The organism is Sphingobacterium faecium (assembly GCF_003054045.1).
Classification (GTDB): Bacteria; Bacteroidota; Bacteroidia; order Sphingobacteriales; family Sphingobacteriaceae; genus Sphingobacterium; species Sphingobacterium faecium.
Map to the genome: position 1 here is coordinate 702,097 of NZ_QBKH01000001.1, position 19,076 is coordinate 721,172.

Sequence of the window (19,076 nt, forward strand, 5' to 3'; positions counted from 1 at the left end):
TTAAGATTGCGAGAGCACCATATATGATAGTTAGATGACCATGCTTTTATCATTAGCATGGTGGGTTAACAATCATATTTTACCAAATTGTGATCAGAATCCAAAAGTGAAGAATAGTTTAAATCGCATTGAATTTGCAGTCTGGATAGTCTTGATTGCGAAGTAAATGCGCGGTGATGATTGTTTAAAGGGACAGTAATGCTTGATTATGTTTATTAAAATTGCCTATCAAATCATCAGTATTGAATAAAGAATAGCATTAGTAGTTTATTATATCAGTTTAACGATGTGTCTTGAACAATGGTGTTTAAGACATTTTGCCCAGATTGAGGTCTGGACAATTGATTTTAATTATCACTTAAAAACAATAAGATGAAACAGCAAGTGAATGAAGCAAAAGGCAAGCTTGGTATACTGATTCCAGGTTTGGGTGCAGTAGCCACCACATTGATCGCAGGTGTCGCAGGTATTAACAAAGGTTATTCGAAACCCATCGGTTCAGTTTCTCAATTGAGTCGCATTCGTTTAGGTAAGCGTACAGAGGATAGAAATCCATTGATTAAGGATTTTGTGCCATTAGCAAAATTGGAGGACATTGTATTTGGAGGATGGGACGTATATGCAGACAATGTTTATGAGGCCGCTTCAAAAGCTCGTGTATTAGAATCATACCAGTTGGAGCAGGTACGTGAAGAATTGGAGCAGATTACGCCTATGAAAGCCGTATTTGATCGCAGCTTTGTTAAAAACTTGGATGGCCAGCATATTAAAGAAGGTCTTTCAAGAAGAGCGCTAGCTGATGCGGTACAAGCGGATATCGAAAATTTTAAAAGGGATAATAACTGTGATCGTATTGTTGTACTTTGGTGTGGGTCAACAGAAAAATATATTGAAGGAGCTGATATTTTTAATAGTTTGATGAATTTTGAAGATGCATTAGATCAGGATGACTCTCGTATTCCACCGAGTATGATCTATGCATATGCTGCTCTAAAACAAGGTGCGCCTTATGTCAATGGAGCACCAAACTTAAGTTGTGATGTTCCTGCAATAGTGGAGCTCGCACATCTTATGCAAGTTGCGATTGCTGGTAAGGATTTCAAAACTGGTCAAACTTTAATGAAAACAATTGTTGCTCCAGGCTTGCAAGCTCGTGCATTAGGTGTCGAAGGTTGGTTCTCTACCAATATTTTAGGTAATAGAGATGGACTTGTCTTAGATGATCCTGAGAATTTTAAGACAAAAGAAGTTTCAAAATTGAGCGTGCTGGAAGAGATATTAGACGCTAAGAAAAACCCTGAATTATATGGCGACTTGTATCATAAAGTTCGCATCAATTATTATCCGCCACATGGTGATAATAAGGAGAGCTGGGACAATATTGATATTTTTGGTTGGATGGGATATAAGATGCAGATTAAAATCAATTTCTTATGTAGAGATTCTATTTTAGCCGCTCCTGTAGCATTGGATTTAGCTTTATTTATTGATTTAGCACAACGTGCGGGTATGTTTGGCATTCAAGAATGGCTGTCTTTCTATTTAAAATCTCCTCAAACAGCACCTGGTTTACGTCCTGAGCACGATATATTTAAGCAATTGATCAAGTTGCAAAATACATTACGTCATATGATGGGTGAAGATTTAATCACGCATTTAGGACTTGATTATTATCAGGAACTAGTGGATAGCATGTAAGCTATTATAAAATTTACATCACCCTTGAAGTATGTTAATAGTACTTTAAGGGTTTTTATCTATGAAGATGGAGTATGCGATTATAGCTGCTGGAGAGGGGCAGCGATTAAAAGATGAAGGATTTCCTAAAGCTAAGCCTTTATTGACTTTGCTCGGTGTTCCTATGATTGAACGCTTGATCAATATTTTTGCTGATCAAGGAGCAAAGTCGGTATTTATTATTATTAATGAAAAGAATATAGAGTTGCATGAGTTTTTAGTAACACATGAATTTTCTATCCCTATTCATTTGTTGGTTAAGAACACTATCAGTTCATTGCACAGTTTTGTTGCTTTGCAAGAAGCCTTCCCCAAGTGGGAGTCTTGTTGTCTAACGACTACAGATACGGTTTTCGATCCTAAAACTTTTGGACTTTATATTAAAGAGTTTCAACAAGGTAATATGGATGGTTTGTTTGCCGTTACCCCATTCGTGGATGATGAAAGCCCTTTATATGTTACAGTAGATCATGATAAGCGTATCGTTTGTTTTTCAGATAACAAATATTCGCAGTCGGTATTTGTATCTGGAGGTATTTATTGTTTACGTAAGGATGCAATGCAAGCTGCAGAACAGTCTTTGGCTGCTGGAAATCATCGTATGCGAAATTATCAGCGATTCCTTATTGATCGTGGATTGATGATTAAGGCATATCCTTTCGAAAAGATCGTAGATGTTGATCATCTTCATGATCAGGAAACTGCTGAATACTTTTTACTTGAACAAAAGATACGATCATGAGAGTTTACGGAATTTTGAGAAAAAATGACTTTTCTCCCAATCACATCAATAATGATATTGCTATTTTTCAGCAAGTAATCCGTTTATTGGAAAAAGAGGGAGTGAGTATTACCGTCGTGACCGAAGATGAGTTTTTGGTGATGAAAGATTATGATAAAGAACCCATCATTACGATGGGTCGATCAAAAGCTTTGGTGCATCGTCTTCAAGAGCTAGAGCGCACTGGTGTTTTAATTATCAATTCTTCATTTGGTATTCAAAACTGCTATCGGACTCTTATGACTACCAAATTGGTTGAGAATCAAGTACCGTATCCAGACAGCATCATTGTCGATACACATGCAGATATCGAAGCTATATTTGATATTTTGGGAGTACCCGGTATCTGGATAAAAAGAGGAGATTTTCATGCCGTTCATAAAGAAGATGTTAGTTTCGTGAGTACAAAAGCTGAGGCGAATAATATTTTAGCGGAGTATGCGCTACGTGGTATTGAAGAAGCTGTCATATCACAGCATCTTTTTGGGGATTTAGTTAAGTTTTATGCAGTAGCTGGAACCGATTTTTTCTACTGGTTTCATCCTTATGATCTAAATCATCATAAATATGCGGCATATGAACAAATTAATGGTGCTACTGCACATTATGCATTTGATGAGGCAGCGTTACAGCAGACTGCGCAACTTGCTGCCGAAGTATTAGGAGTTTCTATTTATGGCGGGGATGCTATCATACATGCTGATGGAAATTTTCATATTATAGATTTAAATGATTGGCCGAGCTTTGCACCTTGTAGAGAAGTAGCTGCAGAAGCAATAGCCACCCATATTTTTAATAAATTTTCTGACTTTATAGATCTAACGATCTTTCAGGAAGAAGATAAAGATGATATTAATTATGTCTAAATCAGAGCATACATTATTTGAACAATCACTTAAGTCAAATGATACGGAAGAGAGGATCGACATTTGGTTTTATAGACCTATAGGTTACCGTATTGCCAAAGTTTGTGCGAGTTTAGGAGTGACCCCCAATGCGGTTACAATCACCAGTATATTTTTTGGGGTGGGTGCGGGCATATTATTTTATTTTTCTGAATTGTGGATTAATGTTATCGGTATGCTCCTATTAATATTTGCAAATTCTTTAGATAGTGCAGATGGTCAATTAGCTCGAATGACAGATAATAAAAGTCGATTTGGAAGAATTTTAGATGGATTTGCTGGTGATTTTTGGTTTGCAGCGATTCACATTGCCCTGTGTTTGCGTTCTATGAATGAAGGCTGGACAGCTTGGATATGGGTACCTGGAGTATTGGCAGGAGTATCTCATGTATTCCAATCGGCCATGGCTGATTATTATCGAAATGTACATCTGTATTTCATAAAGGGGAAAGCAGGTAGCGAACTGGATAACTCAACCGAACTTCAAGCAGAGCTGGACAAAATGAGTTGGAAGAAAGACTTTTTTCAAAAATTCGTACTCAATGGCTATAAGAATTATACCAAAATGCAAGAAAACTTTTCTCCAAAGCTTCAACACTTACTGCATCTGGTCAAGTTTAAATTTCAAGATCAGATGCCGGCAACCTTTATACATGCTTTTCGTCTTCGTAATAGACCCTTGATGAAATATACCAATATTGTCCAGTTTAACACCCGCGTACTGTTTTTGTTCTTGTGGATTTTTATTGATCAGGTATGGTTATATTTCTTTTTTGATATGTTCATTCTCAACCCCATTCTGATTTATATGTGTAACAGGCAAGAACGAGTAAGTGCTCATTTTATCGATCAGTTAGCATCATCCAAATACGATGAAGAACATATATAAGCTGCTTTTCTTGATCATCGGAGTGATCACGCTTGGGTATATGATCTATAATATTGGTACAACTAAAATTTGGATCAATATGCTACAGACAGGTTGGTGGTTTGTTCCCATTTTACTTAGTTGGTTGATCATTTATATCATAAATGCGGTGGCTTTTAAGGCTATTATTGAAGAACCTACTGTTCCTGGAACTAAATTGCCATTTCTTAAGATCTTACAGTTGACAGTAAGTGGTTATAGTATTAATTATGTCACTCCCTTTGTGGCATTAGGAGGGGAACCCTATCGGATTATGGAATTAAAACCATTCTTAGGTGAAGCAAAAGCTAGCTCCTCAGTATTGTTGTACGGCATGGTGCATATCCTATCCCATATTGTTTTTTGGTTGGTTTCTATCGTTTTGATTTTAGCAGTACTTCCATTAAGTCCGACTATGTTGATACTATGCTTATTTATTTTATTATTTGGACTGGGTATCTTTTGGTCATTCTCGAAAATTTATAAACGTGGATTTACGGTAACTATATTACGGTTTTTACAGAGAATACCGCTTGTTGGAAAATATGCGTGTACATTTTACAAAGAAAAAAGAACAGTCTTAGAGCATATTGATGAACAAATCAAAGATTTATATGCGCAGCGCAGATCTCAATTTTTTAAAGCTTTGTTTTTGGAATTCTTTGCTCGGGTTATTGGTTGTGCAGAACTTTATTTTATTGCTATAGCACTCGGTTTAGACATGAATATCATTCAAGCATTTATCGTTAGTTCAGGCTCATCTTTATTTGCAAATCTCATCTTCTTTTTACCGATGCAATTAGGTACTCGTGAAGGAGGGTTAGCGATGGCGGTGACCAGCATTGGATTTTCAGCTTCAGTTGGTATATTTATGGGGCTAGCAACGCGTATACGTGAGATTATATGGATCGCAATAGGATTGATTTGGATGAGTATTGTGCGTAAAGAAATCATGAATTAATATGAAGAAAATAACAGGTATAAAAGGATTGTTGTTTGATTATGGCGGAACATTAGATACCAATGGAAGACATTGGGCTGCTGTTTTTTTTGAACAATATCAGCAACATGGGATAGCGATCGAAAAGTCAGATTTCTATAACGCTTATGTGTATGCTGAACGTAAAATGGCAACACAGCCCATTATCAAATCTTCTTTTAATTTTAAAGATGTACTTTTTGCAAAGATTAATGCTCAGTTTGAGTATCTAAAAATGGAAACTTTAGTTGATAGTGTAGGTCTACAAATTGTGAATGCTTGTGATACGATTGTATTAGATTGTTTGAAAAGAATACAACCTTTATTAGCATCTTTATCTATACAGTATAAGATGGTTATGGTATCCAATTTTTATGGCAATTTAGCGCATGTATTAAACGATTATGACATGACGCACTACTTTCAAACGGTTATTGAATCTTCACTTGTAGGGGTTCGTAAACCTAATCCTGAAATCTATACATTAGGAGTTGCAGCTTTAGGATTACCTGCAGATGCGTGTGTTGTTATTGGAGATTCCTACACGAAAGATATGGAGCCGGGCAAGGTAAATGGTTGTAAAACAATATGGCTGAATGGTGATGGTTGGGAAGAAAAACCACTTATTTCAACAGAAGCTGCCGATTTTATGATTACTGATATACTACAACTGAAGAAGTTGTTATAGTAATTTCTTCAATTGTAAGTTTCCATAAACCTCCATCATTATTGGCTTTCTTGATTTATGCCGATTTTGTTTGGAGGTTCTTTTTGTGCTGAATATTTTCCTACTATCTCTCTGTTATTTTAATTTCATCAATAAATCATGATGAACTTTTATTGATCATCTTGTGAATCAAGGATCGACTTATATGATTGTTTATCTATTTATAAGTCGTTATGTTGTTTTTTGATTCTCTATTATTTTAAGGTCATTCCAGTTCTGTATCAAACGAGTTATTGGTTACACCTTTTAAATAATGGGTAAAAGTGTTGCATGGATACTATTCGTTATATTTATGAATTAACCATTGGAATGGGAGTAAAAGCAACTGTATCGTAGTTGTATGAGAACACTAATATTAATAAAGGCAACGCAAAAACAGATTGTAAACTATGGGTAGGTTAGTCTCTTCATACTTTTAGCGCAGATTCAACCACTCAGATCATTCAAAATTTAATTGAAGAAGTAAGTGCATTAGCTTAAGAAAGAAATGTGGTTAAAAGGAGATAGTAAAGAAATTAGAATAAAAAAATGCGCAGTTTTTGGCTGCGCATCTAAAAATACTGTTAATACTATTAACCTAAATAAGATTTTAAAATCTTGCTACGAGAAGTATGACGTAAGCGTTGTAAAGCTTTGTCTTTAATCTGGCGGACACGTTCACGAGTCAGGTTGAATTTTTCACCGATTTCCTCTAAAGATAATTGGTGGTTTGATCCAAGACCGAAAAATAAAACGATTATTTCTCTTTCGCGCTCTGTCAATGTAGAAAGTGAACGTCTAATTTCCTCCGATAAAGACTCATCGATAAGGGAACTGTCAGTATCTGGGTCATGATTCTCTAATACGTCTAATAGGGTGTTTTCTTCCCCTTGCACGAATGGTGCATCCATAGAGACATGTCTTCCCGAATTACTTAAAGTATCCGAAACTTTATCGACTGTTGTTTCAAGGATGTCCGCTAACTCTTCTGGTGAAGGTTCGCGTTCATACTCTTGTTCTAATTTAGAGAATGCTTTACTAATTTTACTTAATGAACCCACTTGGTTCAAAGGTAAACGCACAATACGAGATTGCTCCGCAATAGCTTGAAGAATTGATTGACGAATCCACCATACCGCATAAGAGATAAATTTAAAACCCTTAGTTTCGTCAAAACGTTTAGCTGCTTTTATTAAGCCCAAGTTGCCTTCGTTGATTAAATCACCTAAGGTTAATCCTTGATTCTGATATTGTTTTGCTACAGATACGACGAAACGTAAGTTAGTTTTAGTCAATTTCTCCAAGGCAACTTGGTCACCTTCACGAATACGTTGTGCTAATTCAACTTCTTCTTCTGCTGTTATTAAGTCTACTTTACCAATTTCGTGTAAATACTTGTCTAACGACTGTGACTCACGATTGGTAATCGATTGTGTAATTTTGAGCTGTCTCATTAATTATATTAATACCTTTCTTCTCTGAAATGTTTGCAAAAATACAAAATAAAAACGAATTATTTTAATATTTATTGCTGATACATGATTATATCATGCTGATTATGAGGAATTTTATTTCTTAATTGATGTAGCAAAAATTATTCCAAAAAGAGTTGAAATGGTCATAATAATGTTTGAACTTTTAAATCAGGTTGTAATTGATTGGTAATGAATGAGCTTTGCCTGTGTAAAGGACTTGCTACTCATAATGGGAGAGGAAAAGCTGTATTTTTCAAAATAAATGATACATTTGATCATACTGGAAATTAAATTTTTCATAACCAAAACATTTTTATGATTCACATGTTTTTCAATAAAACATATAATTTTGATTATGCCAATTATTATACATTTAGACAAAATAATGCGAGATCGCAAAATGTCACTGAATGAGCTAAGTGCTAAGGTAGGCATCACACTGTCAAACCTATCTATCATTAAAAATCAAAAAGCCAAAGCATTGCGTTTGGATACTCTGGCTTCGATCTGTGAAGCGTTAGCGTGTCAGCCAGCTGATTTAATGGAATTTATACCGGAAAAATCCGATGAACAGAAAAAAGAGGAGGTGGCATTCTAGAACCGATACCCTCTTAAGAAATCTATAATTTCCATTTTTTTCTTACCTTCTATCTGCAATTGGATCACATGTATGTAACCATTATTGCCTGCAAATTTTAGGTAAGACTTACCGTCGGTCTTATAATCTCCAGGTGTAATATCTGGGGTTGAATATTCTTTTGCCCCCATATAAATCTTTAATACTTTATTGTCTAAGTATGTATAGGCGGTAGGATATGGACTCAATCCGCGAATGAGGTTATAGATAGTATCAACATCTTGATTCCAGTCAATTTGACAGTTTTCTTTGAATATTTTAGGCGCATGCTTCAATTCGTTCTCTGGAATTAACGTGTTTTGTGCTTTGGGTGTTAAGGTATTAGTTTTTAGTCCTGCCAAAGTTTTTAAAAGTAATTGTGCACCAGTATGCATCAGTTTATCGTGTAAAATTCCAGCATGGTCATCAGGGGCAATAGTAACCTGCTCCGATAATAGAATATTTCCGGTATCGATTTCATGTTGTAAAAGAAAGGTTGACACACCGCTCACTTTTTCGCCATTGATAATTGCGTGGTTGATGGGGGCAGCTCCTCTATATTGCGGTAATAATGATGCATGTACATTAATGGTGCCATAAGGGGGCATATTCCATACTGCTTCAGGTAGCATGCGAAAAGCAACGACCACTTGCAAATCTGCTTGATAGATTCTTAATTCTTCCAAAAAATCAGGATCTCTAAGTTTAACAGGTTGTAATACCGGTATACCATGAGCTTCTGCATAAACCTTGACTGCAGATTGATGAAGTTTTTGTCCGCGACCCGCCGGTTTGTCTGGTGCTGTGACTACTGCTACAATATTTTCTCCGGACTGTACCAGAGCATCCAATGAAGCGACTGCAAAGTCTGGAGTTCCCATGAATATGATGCGCATATCGATAATGTTTTCTTATTTTAGTACTGAAATGATGGAAACAGCAGGAATAAAGTAGGCTGGTTCGCATTTTTTTTTAACTTTGCGAAGTTACATAAATAATTTAAAAGCTTGAATTTTCCATACTTTTTAGCCAAGAGGATCACTTTTTTAGGAAAAAGAACTTTTTCTAAATTAATCGTGCGCATTACCATAGGAGCAATAGCCTTGGCAATCGCGGCGATCATTCTTTCTGTGGGTGTATTACGAGGATTCAAATCAGAGATCACCGGTAAGCAACGTGGTTTTTTTGGAGATATTATCGTTCTTCGTTATGATCTCAACAATTCTTATGAAAATTCACCGATTGCTTTAGATTCGGAGCAATTAGATTCCGTTAGAAATCATGACAATGTGGTTGGTATTAGTTCTTTTGCTACTAAGCCTGGAATTATCAATGTCAACGATGAGGTGGAGGGGGTATTACTAAAAGGAGTGGATACGGGATACGATCAACGTTATTTAAAGAATATACTAGTTGAAGGGGATACCTTAAATTTTAATAAGGATGAAGGTACAGGAGAACAGATTTTAATTTCTAAATATCTAGCCAACAGATTAATGCTTAAGGTCGGTGACGATTTTATCATGTACTTTGTGCAGCAGCCTATTCGAAAACGTAAATTTGAAATAAAAGGTATTTATAACTCGGGTTCTGAAGAGTTGGATAAAGTGTATGTCATCGGTTCTCTTAATTTGATTAGGAGACTTAATAATTTGGATAGTACGGCTGTTGGCGGGTATGAAGTGCGTATTCACGACTTCTCTAAATTGCAACAAACAACTAATGAAATTGATGATCTTATACCTGTAGATATGCATGCTGTAAGTATTCGTGATCAGGTACCTGATATCTTTCAATGGTTAGATTTACTTGATATGAATACGACAATAATCTTTATACTGGTCACTTTAGTAGCGATCATCAATATGGTTTCAGCCTTACTAATCACCATTTTGGAACGTACTTCGATGATTGGGATTCTAAAGGCATTGGGCTTTCATAATACTGGTGTGCGACGGGTGTTTATGTACAATGCGCTATATTTGATTGGTTTAGGGCTATTGTTAGGTAATTTTATCGGATTAGGCCTTTATTTCTTCCAAGATTATACTCATTTCTTCAAATTGGATGAACAGACTTATTATATCTCTTATGTGGCGGTCAAACTATACTGGACCGATATTGTGCTGATCAATATGTCATTGGTAGTGATCGGTATGTTAGCGCTGTTTATTCCTTCCTTATTGATTACTAAAATTAGTCCTATTCGCGCGATTTCTTTTAAATAATTGATTGCTTTAATTGTAGTTCCGAAATAAATATTTTACTTTTAGAGGTTTTGTAGAGGGATTTCTATGTGAAATACTTTGCACATGTGTACTTGAATTAGCTTATATATTTATGAATAGAAACGTATTAGATCACTTATCGCATGCTTTTGAAGCACCTTTAAAAAGTCCAGTACTCATTTTCGCGCTTGTCTTATTTATTATTTTATTGTCTCCTATTTTATTACGTTCTATTAAGGTTCCTGGTATTATAGGTTTAATTATCTCTGGAGTGGTCATTGGTCCACACGGATTGAACTGGTTGGAGAAAAATTCGGCAGTGGACCTATTTTCCACAATCGGCTTGCTCTATATTATGTTTATTGCTGGATTGGAGCTGGATATGAATGAATTTAAAAAAACAAAGCATAAAAGTTTATGGTTTGGTTTTTTTACTTTTATCATTCCAATAGCCATCGGTTTTCCGGTCTGTTATTATTTTTTGGATTACGGTATTTTAGCTAGTATATTGATTTCGAGTATGTTTGCAACACATACATTGGTGTCATATCCGATTGTTAATAGTTATGGTATTTCGAAAAATGAGGCTGTAGCTATTACTATTGGAGGTACCATATTGACTGATACTGCAGTATTGATTATTCTTGCTGTGATCACAGGTGCTTCCCAAGGTAATATCGGTCAAGAATTTTGGGTTACCTTAGGTGTATCCTTTGCTATCTTCCTTTTTATCATGTTTGGTGTTATTCCTCGTATTGCCAAATGGTTTTTCGAACGTATTGAAAGTGAAAAAACTTCTCACTATATTTTTATCTTATCGATTGTATTTTTCGCGGCTTTTTTGTCTGAGATAGCGGGGCTTGAACCTATTATAGGTGCATTCGTTGCAGGCTTGGCATTGAATAAGTTGATTCCCCATTCTTCGGCACTGATGAATCGGATTGAGTTTATTGGAAATGCGATTTTCATTCCTTTTTTCTTGATTAGTGTGGGGATGATTGTTGATGTAAGCGTTTTATTGCGCGGTCCAGAAGCTTTAATTATAGCAGCTACATTGACATTAGTTGCTATATTAGGTAAATGGGGTGCTGCATGGATAACACAATTAGTCTTTAAATATTCAGCAGGACAACGTAACGTTATCTTTGGTTTGAGTAGCTCACATGCTGCTGCAACTTTGGCTGTTATAATGGTCGGTTATAAAAATGAGATCATTGATGAAAATGTTTTGAACGGTACGATTTTATTGATTTTAGTAACGTGTATAGTAGCAAGTATTGTGACGGAGGGAGCATCTAAAAAAATTGTAATGGATGGGGATCAAGATGAGAGCCATATCAATATCGTAAAAGAACATGACGAGCATATTTTGATTCCACTGGCAAATATGGAGAATATGCAGCCTCTCTTGGATTTTGCTACTTTAATGCGTAGTAAAAAATCACATTATCCGATTAGTATTGTTTCTGTAGTGAAGGATAATGAGCAGGCGGAGAAAAATATGGCAATTGCTCGTAAAAACTTGGATAATATTGTTAAATATGCTTCAGGAAGTGAGACTGAAGTCAATATTGCAACAACTATTGATTTCAATATCCCAAGTGGTATCAGTCGAACTGCAAAAGATGTGATGGCTGATTGTATCTTGTTGGGATGGCCGAGCGCAAGCAATTTTGTGGATAAAATCGTTGGCGAGAAGTCTGAAAGTATTTTAAATCGTACTTCTGCTAATGTCATGATGTGTCGATTTAAAAAACCATTTATTACGCATAATAAGATTATTGTATTTGTACCACCCTTGGCTCAATCTGAATTTGGTTTTGAGTATTGGGTTGAGAAAGTGCTTAAATTAGGACAGGAGCTTACTATTTCGGTCACTTTTGTATGTGATCAACGTACAGAAGTCGCTACTAAAGCATTTCTAGATGAAATCAAAAATTCAGTTCCAGTCAATTATAAGATGTATGATGATTGGGATCATATACAGGGACTAGCATCATTTAGAGAGGATAACGCACTTCTATTTTATGTGTCTTCACGTTATGGGGAAGTGTCATATCGAGATTCCTTGGATGGTTTGGCAAAGAAATTGGAAAGTATCCATGAAAATGTGGTATTAGTATTTCCAAGTCGAGTAGACAATCAACATATCGATGAATATGAAGATGTACAAGCGGCGCCGATTTTTAGAAAAATCAGTAAGGAAATTGGCAACATGTTCAATAAAGATAAATAAACTGAACTATGGCGAGTAAAATAACAAAGTCTTTGAATGGATCGTTGCAAGTGCCCGATCAACCGATTATTCCTTTTATTATTGGTGATGGAATAGGTCCCGATATTTGGCATGCTTCTGTGCGCGTATTCGATCGAGCTGTCGAGGTGGCTTATGGTGGTAAAAGAAAGATCGAATGGAAAGAGATATTGGCTGGTCAAAAGGCTTTTGATACGACTGGAGAATGGTTGCCACAAGAAACGATTGATGTATTGAAAGAATATTTGATCGGTATTAAGGGGCCTTTGACAACACCTATTGGCGGAGGAATTCGTTCTTTAAATGTGGCTTTGCGTAAAGAGCTTGATTTATTTGTGTGTCAGCGACCGACTAAATGGTATGAAGGTGTGCCTTCACCAGTGAAACATCCAGAATATGTCAATATGGTCATATTTCGTGAAAATACAGAAGATATCTATGCTGGAATCGAATTTGCTGCTGGTACATCAGATGCAGCTAAAATTCAAGATTTCTTACGTGATGAACTTCATGTTGATTATAATTTTTCAACGGGTACGGGTGTGGGAATTAAATTGGTTTCTGAATTAGGATCTAAACGATTGATCCGTGCGGCTATTGAGCACGCTCTCGAACATAAACTTCCTTCGGTTACTCTGGTGCATAAAGGTAATATTATGAAATTTACAGAGGGAGCATTTAAGAATTGGGGTTATGAGCTTGCTGAGACAGAATTTGAACATCAGACCTACACTTGGGGGCAGTGGGAGCGTACCAAAGAGGAAAAAGGAGATTCCGCTGCTAATGCCGAGCAGCAGGAAGCTTTGGCAGGAGGTAAATTATTGATTAAAGATGTAATTGCCGATAATTTCTTGCAGCAGATTTTATTGAATCCAAGTGATTACTCGGTGATTGCCACATTAAATCTGAATGGAGATTATATATCTGATGCTTTAGCGGCTATTGTAGGCGGTATCGGTATAGCTCCTGGAGCGAATATCAATTATAACACAGGTCATGCTGTTTTTGAGGCAACACATGGAACTGCTCCTCGTTTTGCAAATACGGATACGATGAACCCCTCCTCTGTTATTTTAAGTGGTGTGATGATGTTGGAATATATGGGTTGGCAGGAAGCTGCTGATATCATTGTAAAAGCATTGAGTAAAACCATAAAGGAGAAAACTGTAACCGTAGATTTTTTCAGTCTAATGGAAAATGCAACGCTTGTTAAAACGAGTTCGTTTGCTGATCATATTATTGAAAAGTTGTAAAAATTGTTTCAAATACAAGAGATAAATTTGACCTTTGACTATTGTTCAAAGGTCATTTTTTTTATATGCAATTTTCAGATTTACCCCCTTTTATAAAAGTTTCCCCTGTATTTACACCAGAAGAGATACAACAATTGTTGACAGTAAACCAGCTACCTGATGATGATGAGATCGACGCGATACGCGATGAACCGGAAATTTTTGATCTGCTCAATGCTTTTATTGGTGATGATTCGAGTCGTCAAATACATCTCCAACTTTATGCCCAAGATTTATTAAAAAAAAATAAAGTAGATCAAGCTTGGAAAGTAATCTTATTATAGGTTGGACATAATATCATTTTTAACAAATTTGAAGCAGTTTTATGTTATCTTTTTATCATTTAGGCATTAGTTTTTTCTAAATTTCATTAATATTGATTTTTTATTGAAATTTAAATAAGAAATCTTGTACCTTTGATCTTCGGAAAGCAAACGTTTGCTTAATCGAAGCGTAGAAAAGCTATACAAAAACAAACTATATATCGATGAAACATAATTTTGGAGCAGGTCCTTGCATTCTGCCAAAGGAAGTTTTTCAAGAAGCTTCACAAGCTGTAATTGATTTTAATAATACAGGTTTATCCATCTTAGAGATTTCGCATCGTTCCAAAGAATTTGAAGCGGTATTGGATGAAGCTACTAAATTAGTTCGCGAATTGTTAAATGTACCGCAGGGATATTCCATTTTGTTCTTACAAGGAGGCGCGAGTTTGCAATTTGCTATGGTAGCGATGAACTTGTTGCCGGAAGGTGGTAAAGCGGCTTATTTGGATACTGGAGTTTGGGCTTCTAAAGCGATTAAAGAAGCTAAGAAGATCGGAGCTGTAGAGGTTGTTGCTTCATCGAGTGATAAAAACTACACCTATATACCAAAACAGTTTACTGTTCCTGCTGATGCGTCTTACTTTCATTATACATCGAATAATACAATTTATGGTACGGAAGTATTTGATGTACCAGCTTCAAATGCACCCATAGTGGTTGATATGTCTTCGGATATTTTGAGCCGTGAGATTAATGTTTCTGATTTTGATTTGATTTATGCTGGCGCACAGAAAAATATGGGACCTGCAGGTGCTACTTTAGTAGTTGTAAAAGATGAGATCTTAGGTAAAACGGGTCGAGTTATTCCATCAATATTAGATTATTCAGCTCATATAGCTGCAGATTCTATGTACAATACTCCACCTGTATTTTCTATTTTCGTCTCGTTGCTTAACTTACGTTGGTTGAAAGCTAAGGGTGGTGTCGCAGTTATTGAGCAAGAAAATATCATCAAAGCACGTACTTTGTACGATGAAATTGATCGCAATCCATTCTTCAAAGGAACTGCTGCATTGGAAGATCGTTCTCGTATGAATGTTACCTTTATCATGGATTCTGCAGAATTAGAAGCAGAGTTTTTGGCTTTGGCAAAAGAGCGTGAGTTGATCGGTATCAAAGGGCATCGTTCAGTTGGTGGTTTTAGAGCTTCTATTTACAACGCTTTGACGATCAGTAGTATCAATGCATTGGTGGATGCGATGAAGGAGTTTGAAGAATTGAAAAATAAAATCTAATTTATATCATGAGAATATTAGCAAATGATGGTATCGATCCAGCAGGTAAACTACTTTTGGAGAATGCCGGATTTGAAGTAGATACGAATCATATACCGCAGGAAGAGTTAGCGGAAAAATTACAAGTATACGATGCTATTACAGTACGTAGTGCAACGAAAGTAAGACAAGCGTTAATTGATGTTTGTCCAAATTTAAAAGTGATTGGACGTGGTGGTGTCGGTATGGATAATATCGATGTTGAATACGCACGCTCGAAAGGAATAGCCGTATTAAACACTCCTGCAGCTTCTTCATTATCTGTAGCGGAATTGGTATTTGCTCATCTATTAAATGGCGTACGTTTTCTTTACGATTCGAACCGTCAGATGCCAATATCAGGCGAAAGTAAATTTGGTGCTTTGAAAAAAGCATATGCTGGTGGAACTGAACTTAGAGGTAAAACTTTAGGTGTTGTTGGTTTCGGTCGTATTGGTCGTGAGACTGCAAAAATTGGATTAGGTATGGGTATGGACGTCGTTTACTACGATCTTGCCGATGGTCCTAAAACTTTAACTTTGTCTTTAACACAGGGATTTGAAGTCGAGCTACCTGTAGATCAGGTATCGATGGAAGATTTATTAAAAACATCTGATTTTATTACGCTGCATGTTCCTTTCCTAGATAAACCCGCAATTGGTCAAGCTGAATTTGCGTTATTAAAAGATCAGGTCGGTTTAGTGAATGCTGCTCGAGGTGGTGTGATTGATGAGCTTGCTTTGATTGAAGCGTTAGATTCAGGTAAAGTGGCGTTTGCTGGTTTAGATGTATTTGACAATGAGCCTACTCCGCGAGTAGAGATTTTAAAACATCCAAAAATTTCGTTGACGCCCCATATTGGAGCGGCTACAAATGAAGCACAAGAACGTATAGGTGTTGAATTAGCACAGTTGATTATCGAAAATCTTAAGAAGTAATCTTCCGCATAATAAATGATGCGGCACAAAAACTTTATGTATTTGTGCCGCATTTTTTTGCAAAAAAACTAAGTAATTGCCTATATTCACGGCAAAATTTAAATATAATGTAATTCAGTATGAAAATTTTAAAATTTGGTGGTACATCTGTCGGAAGTGCAGAACGCATCAAAGGGTTGTTAGATATCGTAAATCCTTCTGAGCGTCAAGTTGTGGTGTTGTCAGCTGTGTCTGGGACAACAAATGCTTTAGTAGAAATTGGTCAAGCATACCTTGCAGGTGATAAGGACTTGGCGAAGGATTTAATAAAGAAGCATAAAGACAAGTACGAAGACCTTATTAAGGAATTGTTCAAAACTGAAGCGGGATATAAAAATGGTAAAAGCCTGATTGATTCTCATTTTAATTTCATTGAAAGCTTTGCCAATGAAATTTTTACTCCTATCGAAGATAAAATCATCTTGGCGCAGGGAGAGTTGATGTCTACCGCTTTATTTCATTTTCATTTGACAGAAATCAATGTTCCGTCTATTTTATTGCCGGCATTAGATTTTATGAAGATTGATGAAGACAATGAGCCTGTTGTAGACTTTATTACAGAAAGGTTGACACCCTTGCTTGCTAAATCACCAGAAAATACGTTATTCATTACTCAGGGATTTATTTGTCGCAATTCTTTTGGTGAAGTGGATAATTTACGACGTGGCGGTTCAGATTATACTGCCTCTTTAATAGGTGCGGCTATCGGTGCTGAGGAGGTCCAAATTTGGACAGATATTGATGGTATGCATAATAATGATCCGCGTATTGTTAAAAATACTACTCCAATAGCACATTTGAGTTTTGATGAGGCAGCAGAGCTAGCTTATTTTGGAGCTAAAATTTTGCACCCACAATCTGTTTTCCCAGCTCAGAAGTATAATGTTCCAGTGCGTTTGTTGAATACGATGGACCCACAGGCAACCGGCACGCTTATCAGCAAAGAAGGTGGTCAAAAAGGAAGTATCCGTGCTATTGCTGCTAAAGATGGTATCACTGCCATTCATATTCATTCTTCTCGTATGCTATTAGCATACGGATTCTTACGTCGTGTTTTTGAGATATTTGAGCGCTATAAAACGCCAATTGATATGATTACAACTTCTGAAGTGGCTGTTTCAGTTACTATTGATGATACAAAAAATCTTCTGGATATCATCAAAGAAGTCGAAGATTTTGGAACAGTTTCAGTTGATGAGCATCAAACGATCGTATGTGTAGTTGGTGATTTTGACTTGAACACGCATGGATATGCTGCGCGTGTTTTAGATGCTGTAAAGCACTTACCTGTTCGTATGATTTCATACGGTGGTTCTGACTATAATGTTTCTGTTTTATTGGATACAAATCATAAAGTCGAGGCATTACGTTCGTTACACAACCGTTTATTTTAATTGAAATAGCCTAAATGAAAAACGAAAATATAGAAAATCAGTTCATAGGAAAAGAAACTCCTTTTTATTATTATGATCTGAACGTATTGGAAGATACGTTGGATGCAGCATATGAAGCATCCAGTAAACGTGGATTTCATGTACATTTTGCTTTGAAATCAAATTTTAATAGTAGATTGCTTGAAATGATCCAAAGCAAGGGCTTTGGTGCCGATTGCGTAAGTGGTAATGAGGTGCAACAAGCCATTGATGCAGGTTTCAACGCAAAGATGATCACTTTTGCTGGAGTAGGAAAGTCTGACAAAGAGATAAATTTAGCATTAGAGCACGATATTTTTGCTTTCAACGTAGAGTCTATTCAAGAGTTAGAAGTTATCAATGAGTTAGCTGAAGTACAGGGGCGTAAAGCGAAGGTAGCTTTGCGAATCAATCCGAATGTCGATGCCCATACTCATCATTACATCACTACAGGGTTGGATGAAAATAAATTTGGTGTCACAAATGCGGAATTAGAAAGAGCAGCTGCTGTAATACGGAAATGTGAAAATATCGAGCTTATTGGACTTCATTTTCATATTGGTTCTCAAATAACGGATATGAATGTATTTAAGAGCTTGTGTGTAAAGGTAAATGAGTGGAAGAACTGGTTTGAGGAGCGTGGTGTAACGATCAAAGTATTGAACGTAGGGGGGGGGCTAGGAGTAGATTATCATCATCCAGATACCAATGCCATACCTGATTTTGAGGCTTATTTTGATATTTTTGATAAGTTTTTGGAAAGAACAGCTCAACAAGAAGTTCACTTTGAGCTAGGTCGAGCTTTAGTAGCACAATGTGGTTCTTTAATTAGTAAAGTACTTTATGTGAAGAATGGTGTAAAGAAGAATTTCTTGATTTTGGATGCTGGCATGACCGAATTAATGCGTCCGGCATTATACCAAGCTTTTCATAAAATCGAAAAATTGGATGATGCTGCATCCACGGAATTTATCAACTATGATGTTGTAGGACCGATCTGTGAAAGCTCAGATTGCTTTGGAAAAGAGGTGACTTTGCCCGTGTCAAAAAGAGGAGATTTGATTGCGATACGTACTGCTGGTGCGTATGGTGAAGTTATGTCTTCGCGTTACAACCTTAGAGAAGAGATCCGTTATGTCTATAGTGACGAATTAGCATAAACTATCCTTATAAAATAAAAAGGCTTAAACAAAAGTTTAAGCCTTTTTATTTTATAAGAAATTATACG

General features: G+C 36.3%; 17 protein-coding genes. 15 read left to right on the plus strand and 2 right to left on the minus strand.

The window, feature by feature from the left end:
* The first annotated feature begins 372 nt into the window (after nt 1-372).
* The 6 genes from C8N37_RS03040 (at nt 373) to C8N37_RS03065 (ending at nt 5,997) form a co-directional block, all read left to right on the plus strand.
* Nucleotides 373-1,698, plus strand: coding sequence for an inositol-3-phosphate synthase (locus C8N37_RS03040; RefSeq protein WP_108157489.1), 1,326 nt, complete (start codon nt 373-375; stop codon nt 1,696-1,698).
* Between the two features lie 61 nt (nt 1,699-1,759).
* Nucleotides 1,760-2,479, plus strand: a complete 720-nt coding sequence (locus C8N37_RS03045) for a nucleotidyltransferase family protein (protein WP_211322180.1) — start codon at nt 1,760-1,762, stop codon at nt 2,477-2,479.
* Nucleotides 2,476-3,384 (plus strand): hypothetical protein, encoded by a 909-nt coding sequence (locus tag C8N37_RS03050; RefSeq protein WP_108157490.1) that lies wholly within the window; start codon nt 2,476-2,478, stop codon nt 3,382-3,384. Before C8N37_RS03045 ends, C8N37_RS03050 begins: the two co-directional genes overlap by 4 nt.
* Nucleotides 3,377-4,312: a CDP-alcohol phosphatidyltransferase family protein gene (locus tag C8N37_RS03055; RefSeq protein ID WP_108157776.1), complete on the plus strand. Its 936-nt coding sequence runs from the start codon at nt 3,377-3,379 to the stop codon at nt 4,310-4,312. Before C8N37_RS03050 ends, C8N37_RS03055 begins: the two co-directional genes overlap by 8 nt.
* On the plus strand, nt 4,296-5,291 hold the full coding sequence (locus C8N37_RS03060) for a lysylphosphatidylglycerol synthase transmembrane domain-containing protein (RefSeq protein ID WP_108157491.1): 996 nt from the start codon (nt 4,296-4,298) through the stop codon (nt 5,289-5,291). Before C8N37_RS03055 ends, C8N37_RS03060 begins: the two co-directional genes overlap by 17 nt.
* Before the next feature lies 1 nt (nt 5,292).
* Complete coding sequence (locus tag C8N37_RS03065) at nt 5,293-5,997, plus strand: HAD family hydrolase (RefSeq protein ID WP_108157492.1); 705 nt, start codon at nt 5,293-5,295, stop codon at nt 5,995-5,997.
* Between the two features lie 611 nt (nt 5,998-6,608).
* On the opposite strand, the gene C8N37_RS03070 is transcribed toward C8N37_RS03065, so the two are convergent.
* Nucleotides 6,609-7,469, minus strand: a complete 861-nt coding sequence (locus C8N37_RS03070; RefSeq protein WP_021189489.1) for a sigma-70 family RNA polymerase sigma factor — start codon at nt 7,467-7,469, stop codon at nt 6,609-6,611.
* A 376-nt stretch (nt 7,470-7,845) separates the two neighbouring features.
* On the opposite strand from C8N37_RS03070, the gene C8N37_RS03075 reads away from it, so the two are divergent.
* The gene (locus tag C8N37_RS03075) at nt 7,846-8,088 is read left to right on the plus strand and encodes a helix-turn-helix domain-containing protein (RefSeq protein WP_108157493.1); all 243 of its coding nucleotides are present in this window, start codon (nt 7,846-7,848) and stop codon (nt 8,086-8,088) included.
* On the opposite strand, the gene fmt is transcribed toward C8N37_RS03075, so the two are convergent.
* Entirely contained in the window at nt 8,085-9,002 is a 918-nt protein-coding gene (gene fmt / locus C8N37_RS03080; protein ID WP_108157494.1) for a methionyl-tRNA formyltransferase, read from the minus strand. The two genes, C8N37_RS03075 and fmt, sit on opposite strands and share 4 nt — an antisense overlap.
* A 111-nt stretch (nt 9,003-9,113) precedes the next feature.
* Between fmt and C8N37_RS03085 the strand changes: the two genes are divergently transcribed.
* From C8N37_RS03085 to lysA, 8 genes are all read left to right on the plus strand, one after another.
* Nucleotides 9,114-10,334 carry an ABC transporter permease gene (locus C8N37_RS03085; protein ID WP_108157495.1) on the plus strand — a complete coding sequence of 407 codons (1,221 nt, stop codon included), beginning with the start codon at nt 9,114-9,116 and terminating at the stop codon, nt 10,332-10,334.
* A gap of 112 nt (nt 10,335-10,446) precedes the next feature.
* The gene (locus C8N37_RS03090) at nt 10,447-12,570 is read left to right on the plus strand and encodes a cation:proton antiporter (RefSeq protein ID WP_108157496.1); all 2,124 of its coding nucleotides are present in this window, start codon (nt 10,447-10,449) and stop codon (nt 12,568-12,570) included.
* Nucleotides 12,571-12,578: 8 nt separating this feature from the next.
* Nucleotides 12,579-13,841 carry an NADP-dependent isocitrate dehydrogenase gene (gene icd / locus C8N37_RS03095; protein WP_108157497.1) on the plus strand — a complete coding sequence of 421 codons (1,263 nt, stop codon included), beginning with the start codon at nt 12,579-12,581 and terminating at the stop codon, nt 13,839-13,841.
* 65 nt (nt 13,842-13,906) lie between these two features.
* Nucleotides 13,907-14,164 (plus strand): hypothetical protein, encoded by a 258-nt coding sequence (locus C8N37_RS03100; protein ID WP_108157498.1) that lies wholly within the window; start codon nt 13,907-13,909, stop codon nt 14,162-14,164.
* A gap of 203 nt (nt 14,165-14,367) precedes the next feature.
* A complete protein-coding gene (serC, locus tag C8N37_RS03105) occupies nt 14,368-15,441 on the plus strand; it encodes a 3-phosphoserine/phosphohydroxythreonine transaminase (RefSeq protein WP_108157499.1) in 1,074 nt (357 codons plus the stop codon).
* An 8-nt stretch (nt 15,442-15,449) separates the two neighbouring features.
* On the plus strand, nt 15,450-16,397 hold the full coding sequence (locus C8N37_RS03110; RefSeq protein ID WP_108157500.1) for a D-2-hydroxyacid dehydrogenase: 948 nt from the start codon (nt 15,450-15,452) through the stop codon (nt 16,395-16,397).
* A 119-nt stretch (nt 16,398-16,516) separates the two neighbouring features.
* Nucleotides 16,517-17,830: an aspartate kinase gene (locus C8N37_RS03115; protein WP_108157501.1), complete on the plus strand. Its 1,314-nt coding sequence runs from the start codon at nt 16,517-16,519 to the stop codon at nt 17,828-17,830.
* Nucleotides 17,831-17,844: 14 nt separating this feature from the next.
* On the plus strand, nt 17,845-19,008 hold the full coding sequence (gene lysA / locus C8N37_RS03120) for a diaminopimelate decarboxylase (RefSeq protein WP_108157502.1): 1,164 nt from the start codon (nt 17,845-17,847) through the stop codon (nt 19,006-19,008).
* Nucleotides 19,009-19,076 lie beyond the last annotated feature (68 nt).

Excerpts from the sequence above, each read along its gene's own strand:
- C8N37_RS03040 (WP_108157489.1), top strand. The coding sequence starts at position 373 with ATGAAACAGCAAGTGAATGAAGCAAAAGGCAAGCTTGGTATACTGATT.
- C8N37_RS03045 (WP_211322180.1), top strand. The coding sequence starts at position 1,760 with ATGAAGATGGAGTATGCGATTATAGCTGCTGGAGAGGGGCAGCGATTA.
- C8N37_RS03050 (WP_108157490.1), top strand. The coding sequence starts at position 2,476 with ATGAGAGTTTACGGAATTTTGAGAAAAAATGACTTTTCTCCCAATCAC.
- C8N37_RS03055 (WP_108157776.1), top strand. The coding sequence starts at position 3,377 with ATGTCTAAATCAGAGCATACATTATTTGAACAATCACTTAAGTCAAAT.
- C8N37_RS03060 (WP_108157491.1), top strand. The coding sequence starts at position 4,296 with ATGAAGAACATATATAAGCTGCTTTTCTTGATCATCGGAGTGATCACG.
- C8N37_RS03065 (WP_108157492.1), top strand. The coding sequence starts at position 5,293 with ATGAAGAAAATAACAGGTATAAAAGGATTGTTGTTTGATTATGGCGGA.
- C8N37_RS03070 (WP_021189489.1), bottom strand. The coding sequence starts at position 7,469 with ATGAGACAGCTCAAAATTACACAATCGATTACCAATCGTGAGTCACAG.
- C8N37_RS03075 (WP_108157493.1), top strand. The coding sequence starts at position 7,846 with ATGCCAATTATTATACATTTAGACAAAATAATGCGAGATCGCAAAATG.
- fmt (WP_108157494.1), bottom strand. The coding sequence starts at position 9,002 with ATGCGCATCATATTCATGGGAACTCCAGACTTTGCAGTCGCTTCATTG.
- C8N37_RS03090 (WP_108157496.1), top strand. The coding sequence starts at position 10,447 with ATGAATAGAAACGTATTAGATCACTTATCGCATGCTTTTGAAGCACCT.
- icd (WP_108157497.1), top strand. The coding sequence starts at position 12,579 with ATGGCGAGTAAAATAACAAAGTCTTTGAATGGATCGTTGCAAGTGCCC.
- C8N37_RS03100 (WP_108157498.1), top strand. The coding sequence starts at position 13,907 with ATGCAATTTTCAGATTTACCCCCTTTTATAAAAGTTTCCCCTGTATTT.
- serC (WP_108157499.1), top strand. The coding sequence starts at position 14,368 with ATGAAACATAATTTTGGAGCAGGTCCTTGCATTCTGCCAAAGGAAGTT.
- C8N37_RS03110 (WP_108157500.1), top strand. The coding sequence starts at position 15,450 with ATGAGAATATTAGCAAATGATGGTATCGATCCAGCAGGTAAACTACTT.
- C8N37_RS03115 (WP_108157501.1), top strand. The coding sequence starts at position 16,517 with ATGAAAATTTTAAAATTTGGTGGTACATCTGTCGGAAGTGCAGAACGC.
- lysA (WP_108157502.1), top strand. The coding sequence starts at position 17,845 with ATGAAAAACGAAAATATAGAAAATCAGTTCATAGGAAAAGAAACTCCT.